The sequence below is a fragment of the Lignipirellula cremea genome, from assembly GCF_056501455.1.
In genome coordinates this window covers 74,038-88,130 of sequence record NZ_CM151415.1, presented here as the reverse complement: position 1 = coordinate 88,130, position 14,093 = coordinate 74,038, and the positions used below count along the sequence as shown (strand labels likewise).

At 65.9% G+C, this 14,093-nt stretch carries 13 protein-coding genes and 1 tRNA gene; 3 read left to right on the top strand and 11 right to left on the bottom strand.

The genetic code is table 11. The annotated features are described in order from the left end of the window. Positions 1 to 9: 9 nt before the first annotated feature. Both SH602x_RS00375 and SH602x_RS00370 read right to left on the bottom strand, forming a co-directional pair. Positions 10 to 1,500, bottom strand: a complete 1,491-nt coding sequence (locus SH602x_RS00375) for an ABC transporter permease/substrate-binding protein (protein ID WP_479474923.1) — start codon at positions 1,498 to 1,500, stop codon at positions 10 to 12. Continuing rightward, complete coding sequence (locus SH602x_RS00370) at positions 1,497 to 2,249, bottom strand: ATP-binding cassette domain-containing protein (RefSeq protein WP_479474922.1); 753 nt, start codon at positions 2,247 to 2,249, stop codon at positions 1,497 to 1,499. Before SH602x_RS00370 ends, SH602x_RS00375 begins: the two co-directional genes overlap by 4 nt. Before the next feature lie 171 nt (positions 2,250 to 2,420). Between SH602x_RS00370 and SH602x_RS00365 the strand changes: the two genes are divergently transcribed. After that, positions 2,421 to 2,494: transfer RNA gene (locus SH602x_RS00365), tRNA-Arg, on the top strand. Between the two features lie 158 nt (positions 2,495 to 2,652). On the opposite strand, the gene SH602x_RS00360 is transcribed toward SH602x_RS00365, so the two are convergent. From SH602x_RS00360 to SH602x_RS00335, 6 genes are all read right to left on the bottom strand, one after another. Then, the gene (locus tag SH602x_RS00360; protein ID WP_479474921.1) at positions 2,653 to 4,080 is read right to left on the bottom strand and encodes a sulfatase family protein; all 1,428 of its coding nucleotides are present in this window, start codon (positions 4,078 to 4,080) and stop codon (positions 2,653 to 2,655) included. Positions 4,081 to 4,275: 195 nt separating this feature from the next. Continuing rightward, positions 4,276 to 4,599 carry a hypothetical protein gene (locus SH602x_RS00355; protein ID WP_479474920.1) on the bottom strand — a complete coding sequence of 108 codons (324 nt, stop codon included), beginning with the start codon at positions 4,597 to 4,599 and terminating at the stop codon, positions 4,276 to 4,278. 115 nt (positions 4,600 to 4,714) lie between these two features. After that, positions 4,715 to 5,713 (bottom strand): DUF1559 family PulG-like putative transporter, encoded by a 999-nt coding sequence (locus SH602x_RS00350; RefSeq protein WP_479474919.1) that lies wholly within the window; start codon positions 5,711 to 5,713, stop codon positions 4,715 to 4,717. A gap of 351 nt (positions 5,714 to 6,064) precedes the next feature. Further along, entirely contained in the window at positions 6,065 to 7,195 is a 1,131-nt protein-coding gene (locus SH602x_RS00345) for a type III polyketide synthase (RefSeq protein WP_479474918.1), read from the bottom strand. Between the two features lie 129 nt (positions 7,196 to 7,324). Next, on the bottom strand, positions 7,325 to 8,542 hold the full coding sequence (locus tag SH602x_RS00340; RefSeq protein ID WP_479474917.1) for an NAD(P)/FAD-dependent oxidoreductase: 1,218 nt from the start codon (positions 8,540 to 8,542) through the stop codon (positions 7,325 to 7,327). Continuing rightward, the gene (locus tag SH602x_RS00335; RefSeq protein WP_479474916.1) at positions 8,539 to 9,339 is read right to left on the bottom strand and encodes a methyltransferase domain-containing protein; all 801 of its coding nucleotides are present in this window, start codon (positions 9,337 to 9,339) and stop codon (positions 8,539 to 8,541) included. Before SH602x_RS00335 ends, SH602x_RS00340 begins: the two co-directional genes overlap by 4 nt. 227 nt (positions 9,340 to 9,566) lie before the next feature. Between SH602x_RS00335 and SH602x_RS00330 the strand changes: the two genes are divergently transcribed. Together SH602x_RS00330 and SH602x_RS00325 are read left to right on the top strand one after the other, a co-directional pair. Continuing rightward, a complete protein-coding gene (locus SH602x_RS00330; protein WP_479474915.1) occupies positions 9,567 to 10,316 on the top strand; it encodes a class I SAM-dependent methyltransferase in 750 nt (249 codons plus the stop codon). Between the two features lie 34 nt (positions 10,317 to 10,350). Further along, the gene (locus SH602x_RS00325; protein ID WP_479474914.1) at positions 10,351 to 10,950 is read left to right on the top strand and encodes a hypothetical protein; all 600 of its coding nucleotides are present in this window, start codon (positions 10,351 to 10,353) and stop codon (positions 10,948 to 10,950) included. 17 nt (positions 10,951 to 10,967) lie between these two features. Here the strand turns inward: SH602x_RS00325 and SH602x_RS00320 are convergent, their stop codons facing one another. The 3 genes from SH602x_RS00320 to SH602x_RS00310 all read right to left on the bottom strand — a co-directional run bounded on the left by SH602x_RS00320 (position 10,968) and on the right by SH602x_RS00310 (position 13,992). Beyond that, a complete protein-coding gene (locus tag SH602x_RS00320; RefSeq protein WP_479474913.1) occupies positions 10,968 to 11,519 on the bottom strand; it encodes a dTDP-4-dehydrorhamnose 3,5-epimerase family protein in 552 nt (183 codons plus the stop codon). 209 nt (positions 11,520 to 11,728) lie between these two features. Beyond that, positions 11,729 to 13,000 carry a class I SAM-dependent methyltransferase gene (locus SH602x_RS00315; protein ID WP_479474912.1) on the bottom strand — a complete coding sequence of 424 codons (1,272 nt, stop codon included), beginning with the start codon at positions 12,998 to 13,000 and terminating at the stop codon, positions 11,729 to 11,731. Next, on the bottom strand, positions 12,934 to 13,992 hold the full coding sequence (locus SH602x_RS00310; protein ID WP_479474911.1) for an NAD-dependent epimerase/dehydratase family protein: 1,059 nt from the start codon (positions 13,990 to 13,992) through the stop codon (positions 12,934 to 12,936). Before SH602x_RS00310 ends, SH602x_RS00315 begins: the two co-directional genes overlap by 67 nt. Positions 13,993 to 14,093 lie beyond the last annotated feature (101 nt).

The window sequence follows — 14,093 nt, the reverse complement described above, 5'->3', positions numbered from 1 at the left end:
GCTCGCGCCCTACGCCGTCCGCAGACCCTGCGGAAGGAGGGCCCGCTCGAGAGCCTCGAACGCGAACTTGATCGCGAGCGCGAGCGCCGCCGCCGGGATCGCTCCCTCCGCGATCACGCCGACGTCGAGCCGGCGGAGCCCCTCCATGATCGTCTGGCCGTAACCGCCCGCTCCGATCAGGCCGCCGAGCGCGGCGTAGCCGACATTGATCACCGCCGTGATCTTGATGCCGGTCAGGATCATCGGGGCGGCCAGCGGCAACTCCACCAGCCGCAGGATCTCAAGCCGCGACAGGCCCAACGCTTCGGCCGACTCCCGCAGCGGCGCGGCGATCCCCTGCATCCCCGCCAGCGTGTTCCGGTAAATCGGCAGCAGGCTGTACAGAAACAGCGCCAGGATCGCCGGCAGCGGCCCCATCATCGAGAGCGACAACAGCGACAGCGCCGACCCGAGCAGGACCAGCAGCGCGAGACCTGGGATCGTCTGCACCGTCTCCATGAACATCAGCGACGCGTGCCCCAGCCAGCGCCGCTTCGAGCCCAGCACGCCCAGCGGCAGCGCGACCAGAATCGCGAGCCCGAGCGACACGCCCGACAGGAACAGGTGCTCCATCGTCCGCCGCGCGATGCGCTCCGGCAGACTCGCCGCGGTCGACTGCACCTGGGCGCCGAGCGCCGTGGTGAGGAACTCCGCCGCGACGTCGGACTCGGCCTGCGACTCGACGTCGACCTGGGCGTTCATCCGCGTCATCGCCGCTTCCGAGATGCGACCCTCCAGATCCTTCAGCCGCGCCACGAACGCCGGCGCCCGCTCTTCGAGATCGAGCCGATAGAGAAAGACCGCCTCGTACTCCGGAAAGTGTTCGCGATCGTCCTCTAGCGCGAGCAGATCGAACCGGGCGATGTTGGGATCGGTCGTGTACAGATCGATCGCGTTCAGTTGGCCCGACTGAAGCGCCGGATAGGTCAGCGAGTGCTCCATCCCGACGACGCTTCGCTGCGGCAGACCGTACTTCGCCCGCAGACTGGGCCAGCCATCTTCGCGATTGAGGAACTCCGAACTGAACCCGAACTTCAGATCGGGATGCTCCCGCAGGTCGGAGATCGACGCGATGCCGCGTTCCGTCGCGCGCTCGCGGGTCATCCCGATCGCGTAGCCGTTCTGGAAGCCGAGCGACTGCGTCATGCCGATGCCGTACTTCGCCAGCGCCGCGGACAGTTCGTCGGCCGACGACAGCTTCTCGCTCGCCAGCGTTTCCAGCAGAAGCGTTCCTGTGTAGTCGGGATACAGATCCAGATCGCCCGCCCGCAATGCCTTCCACAGGACGAGCGACCCGCCGAGTTCGCGGCGATGCACGGCCTCGCATCCCGCTTCGCGTGCCAGCAGCGTCGCCGACTCTGCGAGGATCGTCGACTCGGTGAAGGACTTCGACCCGACGACGATCTTCGGAGCGTCGGTTGCCGGAAGCAGCAAGGACAGCAGCAAAAGGCAGCCGTTCATCTCGCGGCCTCCGTGAGCGATTCGAGCGGCGACCGCTGGGCGTTGAGGAAGCTGCGGACGAAGTCGTTCGCCGGTCGCTCGGCCAGGTCGCGGAGCTCGCCGTCCTGCTGCACGCGTCCTCCCTGAAGCAGGATCAGACGCTGCGCGAGAAAGCCCGCCTCGGCGATGTCGTGAGTGACCAGCAGGACGGTCTTCTGGAGCAGGTCGAAGATCTCCCGCAACTGGTTCTGCAGCTCGCTGCGGATCAGCGGATCGAGGGCGCCCATCGGCTCGTCGAGCAGGATCAGATCGGGGTCCAGAAACAGCGCCCGCATCAGGCTGACGCGTTGTCGCTGACCGCCCGAGATCTGCAGCGGATAGCGCTTCAGCATGTCAGGCGGCATCTGCGTCAGCGCGAGCAGGTTCTCCAGGCGGTGGTCGATCCGTTCCTGCGTCCAGCCGATCTGCCGGGCCATCAGCGTCACGTTGCGCTCGACGGTCAGATGCGGAAAGAGTCCGCCGTCCTGAATGACGTAGCCTGTCCGTCGGCGGAACTCCTGCAGGTTGCCTCGCGTGATCGGCACGCCGTCGAAAACGACTTCCCCCCGGTCGGGTTCGATCAGGCCGACGATCATACGGAGCAGCGTCGACTTGCCGCAGCCGCTCGACCCCAGCAGCGCAGCCGTCTCTCCCGCCGCGAAATCGATCGACAGCGGCGCGACGGCCTGGAAGTCGCCGAAGGACTTTTCGACGTTGCGAAGCGACAGCATGGGGGAGGAGAGAAAGGAGAAGGCGGAAAGTAGAGAGGAGAGACGGGAGAGGGCGGGCGAGGGCGCTCTCCCTACTTTCTACGCTCTACCTCTCCGCTCTCTAGCCGGGGCGAACCGTCGAGGGGAATTGCCGCTCTACTTTCTACGCTTTACTCTCTACTTTCCAGTCACGTCCCCGTAGCTCAGCTGGATAGAGCAAGCGACTTCTAATCGCTAGGTCGCAGGTTCGAATCCTGCCGGGGATGCTTTCGCTGCGCTTCGCAGGAACTCGCGTCTTTTCGCCGGATCCGTTCCTGCTCAAGACTTTGCGCGGGTTCGGTTCGCAGATCCCGTTCGCCCCTCCGACGCCGTCCGCGCTGCGCTCGAAGGGACGCGTCCTAGAGCGACTTTCCGCTCGCTCCTGCTACGGTCGGCTCGCCGCGGGCGAACCTACGGGTCGCCGGAGCTTCGCGGTCGGGCGGCGATTCGTCTGGATCTCGGCGACATGCTCGTCGTAGGCCCGCTGCAGTCGGGCGACGACGTCGGGATGATCGGCGGCGACGTTCTTCGTCTCGCCGACATCCGTCCCGATCTCGTAAAGCTGCACGGAAGGAGCTTCCGCCGAAACGTCGGCATTGCCGCGCCCTCGCTCCTGCCCCTCGGGCCAGGGATAGAACTTCCATTGGCCTGCGCGGACGCACCCTTTGTTGTGCATCAGCACGTAGGCGTCGTGCGGACTCTTCGCGTGCTTGGCGCCCATGACCAGCGGCGTGATGTCCTTGCCGTCGATCTTTCGCTCCGGCAGGTCGCCGTAGCAGAAGCTCGCCAGCGTCGGCATCAGATCGATCGTGGCCGCGACTTCGTTACAGGTCGTGCCGGCGGGAATCGTGTCGGTCCACCGCATCACGGTCGGCTCGCGGATGCCGCCGTCGTAGAGGCTCGCCTTCTTCGCCCGCAACGGCTTCGAGGATCCGACGGCGGCGCCGTTGTCGCTGGTGAAGATGACGAGCGTCTTGCGTCCGATGCCCGCCTCGTCGACCGCGTCCAGAATCTGGCCGACGGACCAGTCGACCTCCGCGATGGCGTCGCCGAGCAGCGAATCGGTCTTCCCGCGGAACTCCTCCGAGGCCGCCAGCGGAAGATGCACCATCGTATGGGGCAGGTACAGGAAGAACGATTCGTCGCGATTCTGGTCGATGAACCGGACGGCCTCTTCCGTGTAGCGCTTCGTCAGCGTGGTCTCGTCGACGGGGTACTCGATCACCTTCTCGCCGCGCATGAGCGGAACCCAGTTCTTGCGTTTGTGCCCCGCCGCGACCTCCTCCCGCGTGAGATCCTCCCGCACGATCAGATCGTTCGCCAGTTCGTTCGCGGGATCGAGCCACATGTCGTTGGAGTAGGGCACGCCGTAGTACTCGTCGAACCCCTGATAGGTCGGCAGACAGGGGGGCAGATGTCCCAGATGCCACTTGCCGATGCAGGCGGTTTTGTACCCGGCCTCCTGAAGCATGTCGGCCAGCGTCGTCTCGTCGGGATGCAGGCCTTCGCTGCTATTAGGAAAAAGCACCGGCGCCATGCCGAGGCGAGCGAAGTGGCACCCGGTCATGAGCGCCGTCCGCGACCCGGAACAGACGGGGCATCCGACGTAGAAGTCAGTGAAAACGCGGCCCTGCTGGGCCATTCGCGTCAGGTTCGGCGTCTGCACGTTCCGGGCGCCGGTGAACTCGACGTCGCCGTAGCCGAGATCGTCCACGAAGATCAGGATCACGTTCGGACGCGGCTCGAGCGCGAGCGCAGGCGCCGCGGCGAGCAGCAGGGCAGCGAGACCGAGCAGCGCAGCGAGACGATTCATGGCGGGACGTTCCGTCGACGAGGCGGGAGAGGAGATCGCGGCGACGCCGCCCTTTCAGCCTAACCGCTCCGGACCGACGGCGCCCGCCGCCGAGGCCGTTCGCTCTCCTCGGCGCACTCCTGCGAGCGCATGAAAAAGGCGGTCGTCGGAACTTCCGACGACCGCCTTCGAAGCACTTTCGATGGTCCGTTCCGCTCAGGGGGTCGCCGTCGCCGCGGGGGCGGGAGGAAGTTCCTTCAGCGCCTGCGTGGCGGTCGCCTTCACGCTCCCGGGGTTCGCCTTGATCTTCTCCAGCGCCGGGACGATGACCTTCGCCGCCTCCGGATCTTCCGCGCGAACGGCCTCGATCATCGCCGGGTAGTTCTCGACCTCGCTGGTCGCCGGGTTGCCGGCGGCATAGCCCTCGAAGAGTTCTCTCGCCTGGGTGACGGCGGTCTTCTGCGGCATCTCGTAGGTTTCGATCTTGGGACCGCAGCCGACGAGCGCGACGGCGATCGACGCAAGGGAAAGAAAGGACACCGGGGCGTAACGCTTCATCGGGCTCTCGAAACAGTGAAGTAAGAAAGATCCGAACCGCCGGTCGCGGTTCGGATCGTCAGGGATTCCGCCAGTCGCGAACGATCTTGCGACACGGTTACGGAAGCTGGGCGGGGCTGCCGTCGTTGCGATGGCAGAGACGTTGCCAGGTCAGCAGGTTGATCGTCTCGCCGACGAACTGCACGGAAGCGTCGCCCATTACGATGCAGACGCCGCCCGGGTGCATGCTCCGCGGAGGAAGCGCGCCGACCGACCAGTCATGGGCGCCGCCCGGGCAGCAGTTGCCTGCGCCGCTGGGATACTTCCAGTTCGGCGGGGCGACCCCGTTCAGGTGCGAATTGGCGGCAGCGTACCAGATATAGTTCGAGCCGTTATTGCTCTTCGCGCTGGTCGCCGCCTTCAGCTTCTGTCCCAGGGCTTCGACTTCGGCGTCGGTCGCGAAGTCAGCGTTCGCGAAATTGAAATCGCTGTCGCTCCCCGTGTAGAAGAGGTCGAACGGATACTTCGCCAGGCCGTCGTTGCCGTCGCCGGAGAGGAACTCGCCGCCCATCACGGTGTTGGACAGACCGTCGGTCGTCACGGCGAGCCCCTGTTCCTCCATGACGTTGAGCATCCCGTTGTACTCGGGGGCGCTGCCCCAGGTCACTCGGGAACGCGTTCCGACTAACCACCCGTAATGCACGCCCGGTCCGCCCCAGCTGAAGCTTCGGCCGGGAGCACGATTGGCTGACGGGCAGAGGAACGTTCCGACCGGCGCGGCGCCCGCGTTCCAGCCGTTGTTCCAGTTCGCAGCCTTCAGATCGACCTGATCGTAGATGTTCCCCTGCTCCATGAAGGGCAGAATCTTGTAGTGGAAGCCGAAGCGATGCCACGCGCTCCAACCGGGCGGCGTGACATCCGGATAGTGGTTCTTGGGCAGAACCTTGAAGGTGTCGTGGTGGTTGTGGATCGCGAGACCGAGGTTCTTCAGATTGTTCTTGCAGCTCGTGCGGTTCGCCGCTTCGCGGGCCGCCTGAACGGCGGGAAGCAGCAGCGCGACGAGCACGCCGATGATCGCGATGACCACCAGCAACTCGACGAGAGTGAAGCCGCGCACGGAACGTGCGCGCAGAGGAGCGGTGCGCATGGCGACCCCCAGGAAGAAAAGTATGGCAGGAAGCAGGGGCAGGGCAGGGTGAAGAACGCGGAGGCGCGAAAATTCCCCCAGTCCCTCTATCTGGCGATATTAGGTCGCTTCGATACCCGCTTCAACGCCAGCGTTCGGAGCCGTACAGCGCCATCTAGGGGACAGAGCGCCCCCGACGTTGGGGCTAAACTCCTCGGGCAGGGAGCTTAAATCCCCTACGGCAGTAAGAAAACGCCGTTAATTTTTTCCGAGAATCCACGCAACTGTGGATTCTTCTGAAGGTTGGCCTTCAACCGAGCCGTCGAACCCGAAGTTCGGGCGTCAGCGCCCGTTGCCGTTGCCGCTATGCAGAGCGCCGTTCCCGCTATGCGAGGCGGGTCCGAAGAGCGCGGCTTCCGCGGCGAGACCAGGTCCGAAGCCGAGCGCGACGCAGGGCTGCGGATGGCCTTCGCGGCGCATCTTCTCCAGGATGAAGAGCGCCGTCGGCGACGACATATTGCCGTACTCCGAAAGGATCTCCCGCGACACGGCCGTCGCCTCCTTGGGGAGTTCCAGAACCTCCTCGGCGGCGGAGACGATTCGCGGTCCGCCCGGATGGATGGCCCAGCTCTTCATGCCCGCGACCGAGTGACCCGACTTCGCGAGCCACTGATCGATCCAAGGCCGGAGGCCCGATCGAATCCGGTCGGGCACCGTCGCGTCGAGCGTCATCACGAAGCCGTGATCGCCGACCCGCCAGGTCATCGCGTCGCCCGAATCGGGCAGCACGCAGGAGCCGGTCGAAAGCAGGTTCCACTCGCTCTCTTCGCGTCCGCCCAGCACGATCGAGGCCGAGCCGTCGGCGAACAGCACGTTCCCCATCACGAACTGCGGATCCCACCGGAAGCGATAGTGCAGGCTGCAGAGTTCGGTCGCGCAGACCAGGATCCGCGCGTCAGGATCGGACAGGCCGATCGCTCGTGCGACCTTCAGGCCGTTCATGGCGCCGTGACAGCCCATGAACCCGACCTGGACGCGTTCGACCGTCGGCTTCAGGCCGAGCGCATTGAACAGGTGAAAATCGAAACCCGGCGCGAAAAAACCCGTGCAGGTGACCGTCACGAGGTGCGTGATCCGGTCGGCCTCGATGCCGGCGTCTTCCAGCGCCCGACGGGCGGAGGCCTCGGCCAGCGGCGGAGCCTGCATTTCGTACAGGGCCATCCGTTCGCCGGTGGTCGGGCCGTCGGTCGGCTCCAAGTTCTGCGTCGGATCTTCGCTCAGCCACTCGTACGCCATGCGGTGCGGGACGACCGTATGGCGCGTCTTGACGCCCGCCTTGCCGTACAGCGCCTTGGCGAGCCTGGCGGAGCGGACGTCGGGGCCGCACATGGCAGCCGCCATTTCGGCCGCCTCCTCCTGCTGCATCTCGAACTCAGGAACGGCAGTACCCAGACCCAGAATCGGCAGCCACATCCTGAAGGAACTCCTGAGATCGTGATCGAAGCCGCGGCACGCTCGAAGCGGCACGCGTCAGGTCGCCGCATCGGCGCCGCAAGTCATCATCCCGCGGCGAACGCAGCCGGCCGAAGAATCGACAGGCTGCTATGCGTCGCGCGCGGAGCCGGCCATCGACGGAAGCCGGTCGAGCCAGCGGAGCGGCGCGGAGGCCGCCGAAGGAAGTATCGACGCTGCGACAAGAGCCGATCGGGTCGCGAAGGGCGAACGCAGCAAGCCCGTTATCGTACGGCAGAACCAGGTTCTTCGGGCGACCAAATCCCGGTATTCACCCTCCCATCTGCGAGCGATGATCGGAGTCCACGCCCGGGCGCCATCCACGGCAAGCGGGGCCGCAGCGACCGCAGCGATCATCGCCCAGGCCATTCCTTCGCCGGTGACGGGCTCCACATAGCCCGTAGCGTCACCCAGAGCGAGAATCCGCTCCCCAGCGACCGACTCCGCACGCCGCGTCAGCAGGGGCGTGCCGCGCCACTCCGCGGAGTCGAGACCGGCAATCGGGGGCAGTCCCGCCTGTCTTAAGATTTCTTCGGCGAGGGGCGCCATTCCCTTCTGCTTCACCGGCCCCGGATCGAACGCGGCGGCCACGTTCAGTCGTCCCCCTTCGACGCGAACGACGCCGACGTATCCGTCGCGACCGAGCGCCATATAGATCGTCCCAGATCGGTAGTCCGCCCCGAGGTCGTCGACCAGCGTTCCGCCGCCGAGCCGCGATGCCGCATCGGGCGGCTGCGGTCGTCCGTCGAGCATCCGCCCGCCCAGCCCGTCCGCCGCGATCAGGACCCGGGCGCGGACCTCGTGCGGTCCTGCGTCGCCGACCAGTTCAGCCACCCGCATTTCCCCACGGATTTCGCTTTGCACCGCTCGCGTACCGGGCAGAAACTCGGCGCCGGCCGCGATCGCCTCCTGGATCAGGGCGAAGTCGAAGGTCTCACGCGACAGGGCATAGCCGCCCGCGAGCGGCAGCCGCAGCGAGCGACCCGACAGGGTGAACTCGACATCGCGAGTGGGGACTGCTTGGCATTGCGATAGAAGATGGCCCAGCCCGACCTGTTCCAGGAGCTTCGCGCTCCGCACGTTGAAGCATCCGCCGCAGACCTTGCCGCGGGGAAAGCTCGCGCGATCGACGAGCAGCGTCCGTGCGCCGAGCTTCGCCGTCTGCCGCGCGGCCAACGCTCCGGCGGGACCGGCGCCGATCACCAGGACGTCCCAGACCGTTCCGGAAGCGCGGGCGAGATCGACGGCGGGCGCTGCCTGGCTGCGAAGCGGTCGGTCGGTCGCGGCGCTCGGGTCGGTCGAGTTCATGAACATCCCGACGGGCGCCAGGTCAACAGGAACCTGCAGGGGAAGGTGGAGGTCGCTTCGGCGCCGCGCAACCCGGCCCGCTGCGCGAGGTCCAACGCTTCGTCCCGCGTGAACGCCGCCCGCACGGAGGCAGGTCCGTCGTGGTGAACGATGGGCGACCGCGAAATCATCCGTGACGCGAGCCAGACCTGCGCATACGTTAACCGGGAACGCGCCAGATCGTTCACGAGCCCCAGCCGCGTCGCCGACTCGTTCATCGCACGCAGCACGTGAACGGCGTGCGAATCCCGCAGGTGGTGCAGGAACAGGGAGCAGATCGCCACGTCGTACGACCCGGGCAACTCGTCGGCAAGAATATCGGCTCGTCGGAATTCGACGTCCGCGTCTCGCTTGCGGGCCTGCGTCGTCGCGAAGTCGAGCGCCTGCTGGCTCCGGTCGATGCCGGTCGCCCGCAGTTCGATGCCCGCGCGTCGTGCGAGCCGGGACAGCGCGATCGGAACGTCGCCCCCTCCGGTCGCGATGTCGACCAGCGTGATTCGCTTCAGCCCGTGCGTTCTCGCCAGCCGATGGATGGGACGCCAGATGCGGGCCACGCTACCGCTGATGCGATTCAGACGCGCCAGTCCCCGCAGCGCCGTCCGATGACTGGCCTCGTCGATGGCCGGGTCGTCCATCATCTCGTCGATGCAATGACGCTGCGAAAGCCCGGGTCGCGGAGCGGACGAAACGGGTTCCGGCGGCGCGAGGCGGTCGCTCGCTCCCAGCGGCAGTTCCCTCGATTCGACGTACGATCGCATTAGCAGTCCGAAGACAGATGTATGAAGCGAAGGGAACCCGAACCTTCGACGGCGAAATCGGCTCCCGGATCCTAGAGGGAACACCCGATCGGGGCAGAACCTCATCGGCCCTCGCGGCGCGGTACGCTGCTTCCCTTCTTACCTGACCGTCGAACCGGGCATGCGCATCGCGTGCCAGTTCCGCAAGAATCGACGAGTCCCCTGATCGTAACGCCAGCGAGTCGCACGTGAATCGGAAATCGACCGTCGCAGAGATCCGCGCCCGGTTCGACGCCGACGTCGATCGCTTTTCGAACCTCGAGACCGGACAGTCGGCGGCCATCGATTCGCCCCTCTGCCTGGAACGGATCGCGGAGGCCGCGGTCGCGACGACGCCGGACGTGCGGCGCCTGCTCGACGTCGGATGCGGAGCGGGCAACTACGCGCTCAAGCTGTTGAGCAAGCTGCCGGACAGGGGTCCCGGCCAATTGCCCAGCCAGCAGACAAGCTGCGACGTGACGCTGCTCGACCTGAGCCGACCGATGCTCGACCGGGCTCAGGAACGCGTCTCCGCCGCGACCAGCGGAGAGGTCGAAACCTTGCAGGCCGACGTCCGCGAGGTCGATCTGGGGCAGGAGCGGTTCGACGCGATCGTGACCGCCTCGACGCTGCATCACCTGCGAACGGACGACGAGTGGGAGTCGGTCTTCGCGAAGTTCTTCGCCGCGCTGCGCCCGGGCGGCTCTCTCTGGATCTACGATCTGCTCGAAAGCGATTCGCCCGGGATCGCGGCGCTCGACCGCGAAGGCTACGCCGCCTATCTGGAGGCGCTCGGCGGACCGGATTACGTTCAGAAGGTCTTCGCCTACATCGAAGCCGAGGATACGCCCCGGTCGCTCGAGTACCAGCTCGATCTGCTCAAGCGCGTCGGCTTCGAGCGGACCCACGTACTCCACAAGCGCTACTGCTTCGCGGCCTTCGGCGGCGTGAAGGCGTAGCCGCGCCTGCTTCTCCCGACAAGCCTCTACCACGATGTCGCTTCTATCGACGATTGAGCTCGGACCGTTTCAGACGACGTACCATCGGGAACTGGTGAACGAGGCGTTCCTCCTTCATCTTGAACGCTTCGTCGCACGAGAGCTGATTCCTCAGGTGGATCATCCGGTCGAACGCGCGACCGGTTCCTTCGTCGCACGTTTCAACGAAGAGCGAAACTGCGGTCCGAACAGCGCGATCCGGAACCAGTTTCGACTCACGCTTTCGATCCTGGGCGGCGGCCAGACGTCAGACATCACGACGGATCTCGACTTCGATCCAGTCGTTCGGACCTTCGACGTCTGCCGCGGACGCTCGCTCTATGTCTGGACTCCTTCGCGCTGCGAAAAGCGAAGGGCGGAGCAAGCCCAGATTCAGCAGATCGTGGAACAGGTCCAGAACGCCGACGTTTGCGTCCAGCCTGCGTGTCCGGCGTGCGGTTCGCCGCTATCGGTCATCGATAATGCGTCCCTCTTTGACGTCGTCTGCACGTCGGGATGCTTCAACTACAACTATCACAAAGACGAGAAGGGGCGTCTTCTTCACGGGCATTTCTTCATGCGCGACCCACCGACGACTGCGCGAACCGATTCGTAAAAAAACGCAACGCGCTCTCACGCCGCGGGACGCAATCGCCCGGCGTCGAAGTCAGGCCAGGCGGCGTCGCGGGGGGAGATGCGGGTCACCGGCAACGGCAGGCGGATGTTCCAGGCGGGGTCGTCGAAGCGGACGCCGGTCGCGGCCTCAGGAACGTAGGGGTCGGCGATCTGATACAGGACTTCGGCGTCGTCGCACAGCGTCTGAAAGCCGTGAGCGCAGCCTTCAGGAATATAGATCGCGTCGCGATCGTCGGCGGAGATGCGGAAGCCCTGCCACTGACGATACGTCGGCGACTCGGGGCGCAGATCGAGGACCACGTCGTAGATCGCCCCGCGGACGCAGCGGACGATCTTCGTCTCGCCGTAGGGCCGCGTCTGAAAGTGCATCCCGCGGAACGTGCCGCGGACTTCGTTCCACGACACGCTGCACTGCCGGAGTTCGCTGACCAGGCCGTGACGCTCGAGTTCCTCCTCGCACCACGTCCGGGCGAAGAAGCCCCGCTCGTCGATCAGCCGCGTCGGCGACAAGCGCCAGACGCCATGGAGGTCGGTGGGGTGGAATTCCATGGCGTTCGCTGAGCGTCCTTCCGTAGGGTGGGTCTTGACCCACCTGTCATTCTCACGACCCTCGATGCGCAAGTCGAAGGACGACTCGTCGCTACGTTCGATCCGGACAGAGCCCCGCGCGATAGATCGAAGGTCGGCAAAGATCCGTTGCGGCAGCTCACGGTCAACGACAGGTGGGTCAAGACCCACCCTACGAACAAGAACGACCGCTACACCAGCGTCGGCTGCGGGACCGGGATGAGGAACTTGCCGCCGGCGGCGCGATAGGCGGCCTGCTGGGCGAGGATCTCGTCGGCGAAGTTCCACGTCAGCAGCAGCGTCACGTCGGGCATCCGTTCCAGCAGCGCGGACGGGGACAGGATCGGCAGGTGCGTGCCGGGGGTGTAACGCCCCTGCTTCACGTCACTCCGGTCGACTAGAAAATCGATCGTCTCGCGACCGATGCCGAAGACGTTCAGCAGCGTGCTCCCCTTGGCCGAGGCGCCGTAAGCCGCGATCCGCTTGCCCGCCCGCTTGAGGTCGTTCAGTTCCGCGGTCAGGTCGGCCTTGAGCGTCCTGACGTCGAGCGCGAACTTCGCCAGCGACTCGGGCGCGTCGACCCGCCAGCGGCGCTCTTCCCGCAGGAGCTCCTGCACGGCGACCGACGGCAGACGCAGGCGATCGTCCCGCATCGGCTCGGCGAAGATCCGCAGACTGCCGCCGTGGATGGGAAGGCGCTCGACGTCGACGATCTCCAGCCCGTGCCGGCGGAACAGGCGCTCGACCGCGGTCAGGCTGAAGTAGCAGAGATGTTCGTGATAGATCGTGTCGAACTCGATCTTGTCGAGCATCTCCTTGAGGTAAGGAAACTCGAGGACCGCCAGTCCGTCCGAACGGAGCAGCGCCGCGATGCCGGCGACGAAGCCTTCCAGATCGGCGACATGGGCGAGAACGTTGTTCGCATGCAAAACGTCCGCGCGGCGACCCTGCTGGGCCAGCGTCTGGGCCAGCCGCAGGTCGAAGAACTCGCTGATCGTCTCGACGCCGTGTCGCGACCGGGCGACGGCGGCGACGTTCTCCGCCGGTTCGATGCCGAGCGCCGGGACGCCCGCGGCGACGTAGTTCTTCAGCAGGTAGCCGTCGTTGCTGGCCAGTTCCACGACCAGGCTGTTCGCGTCGAGCTGGCGCTCTTCGATCATCCGCTCCGCGACCGTGCGCGCATGGGCGAGCATCGTCTCGGAGTAGGACGAGAAGTAGGCGTAGTCGCGGAAGAGCTCTTCCGGCGGAACGGTCTCGGCGATCTGCACCAGCGAGCAGCCGCCGCAGTGGACCAGTTCCAGCGGGAACGTCGGCTCCGGCTCCGTGAGCGATTTTTCGGAGAGCAGCCGGTTGGCCAGCGGCGTCTTGCCGAGATCGAGAACCGACGTCAGTCCGGTCAGGCCGCATGCCCGGCAGGAGCGAACTCGGGCGACCGATGCGACTGCAACAGATTGACGTACCATGCGACGGTCCTCTTCAGTCCTTCTTCCATCGTGAATCGGGGGCGCCAGCCGAGCGTCGTGCGGGCCTTCTCGGCGCTGAGCCATTGTTCTCGGATCTCGTGCGAGGCGCGGTTCTGAACGACCGGCTCGCAGCCGGCGCCCATCAGCTCGCACAGCTTGCGAACGAGCGTGAGCACGTCGACCGGCTGCTCCAGCGAGAAGTTGAACGCCTCGCCCTGAAGCTCAGGGTGCAGCTCCATCTGCTCGGCCAGCGCCATGTAGGCGATCGCGCCGTCCTCGACATAGAAGTAGTCGCGGACGAACTTGCCGTCGGAACGGATGATCGGACGCTCGCCCCGTGCGAGGCAGCGGATCGTGCCCGGCACGATGCGATTCCAGTTCAGATCGCCGGGACCGAAGAAGTTGCCGCACCGCGTCACGCAGACGGGCAGCGAATAGGTCGTCGCGTACGACTGCGCGATCAGGTCCGCGCAGCTCTTGCTCACGTCGTAGGGGTGACGACCTTCCAGCGGCGTCGATTCGGTGTAGGGCATCTCGTCGACCGAGCCGTACGCCTTGTCCGACGAGGCGACGACGATCTGCCGGACGCCCGGGCTACGCCGGCAGGCTTCCAGCAGCGACCAGGTGCCGCGGATGTTCGATTCGAACGTGGAGACCGGGTTCGCGTTCGCGACGCCGACGATCGTCTGCGCGGCGAGATGAATGACCGTCTGCACTTCGTATTCGCCGAGCGTCCGTTCGAGCGTCTCCTGCTCGACGACGTCCCCCTTCACCATGCGGACGCGATGAACGAGGTCGGTTCCGTAGAGTTCCGACTGCGGCGTCCAGTCGCGAACGAGCGCGATCGTCTCGGCGCCCATGTCCGATAACCGGCGAACCAGGTGCGTCCCGACGAGGCCTGATGCGCCGGTCACCAGCACGCGGCGGTCCTGCCAGAAGCGGCGCGAGAATTCGAGCGTCGGCGGAGCGAAACGTGCGGCAAGGTCGATCATGGAATTGTCTCTCACTCGCATTCTGAGCGGGGGACGACAGTCCCCCGAGTTCCGAACCGTACTAGCGCCGAGCGCCTCGGGGGACTGTCGTCCCCCGCTCA

What these genes read in the sequence shown, in the direction of transcription:
- SH602x_RS00375 (WP_479474923.1), bottom strand. Translation starts at nt 1,500, where the DNA reads ATGAACGGCTGCCTTTTGCTGCTGTCCTTGCTGCTTCCGGCAACCGAC.
- SH602x_RS00370 (WP_479474922.1), bottom strand. Translation starts at nt 2,249, where the DNA reads ATGCTGTCGCTTCGCAACGTCGAAAAGTCCTTCGGCGACTTCCAGGCC.
- SH602x_RS00360 (WP_479474921.1), bottom strand. Translation starts at nt 4,080, where the DNA reads ATGAATCGTCTCGCTGCGCTGCTCGGTCTCGCTGCCCTGCTGCTCGCC.
- SH602x_RS00345 (WP_479474918.1), bottom strand. Translation starts at nt 7,195, where the DNA reads ATGTGGCTGCCGATTCTGGGTCTGGGTACTGCCGTTCCTGAGTTCGAG.
- SH602x_RS00340 (WP_479474917.1), bottom strand. Translation starts at nt 8,542, where the DNA reads ATGAACTCGACCGACCCGAGCGCCGCGACCGACCGACCGCTTCGCAGC.
- SH602x_RS00335 (WP_479474916.1), bottom strand. Translation starts at nt 9,339, where the DNA reads ATGCGATCGTACGTCGAATCGAGGGAACTGCCGCTGGGAGCGAGCGAC.
- SH602x_RS00325 (WP_479474914.1), top strand. Translation starts at nt 10,351, where the DNA reads ATGTCGCTTCTATCGACGATTGAGCTCGGACCGTTTCAGACGACGTAC.
- SH602x_RS00320 (WP_479474913.1), bottom strand. Translation starts at nt 11,519, where the DNA reads ATGGAATTCCACCCCACCGACCTCCATGGCGTCTGGCGCTTGTCGCCG.
- SH602x_RS00315 (WP_479474912.1), bottom strand. Translation starts at nt 13,000, where the DNA reads ATGGTACGTCAATCTGTTGCAGTCGCATCGGTCGCCCGAGTTCGCTCC.
- SH602x_RS00310 (WP_479474911.1), bottom strand. Translation starts at nt 13,992, where the DNA reads ATGATCGACCTTGCCGCACGTTTCGCTCCGCCGACGCTCGAATTCTCG.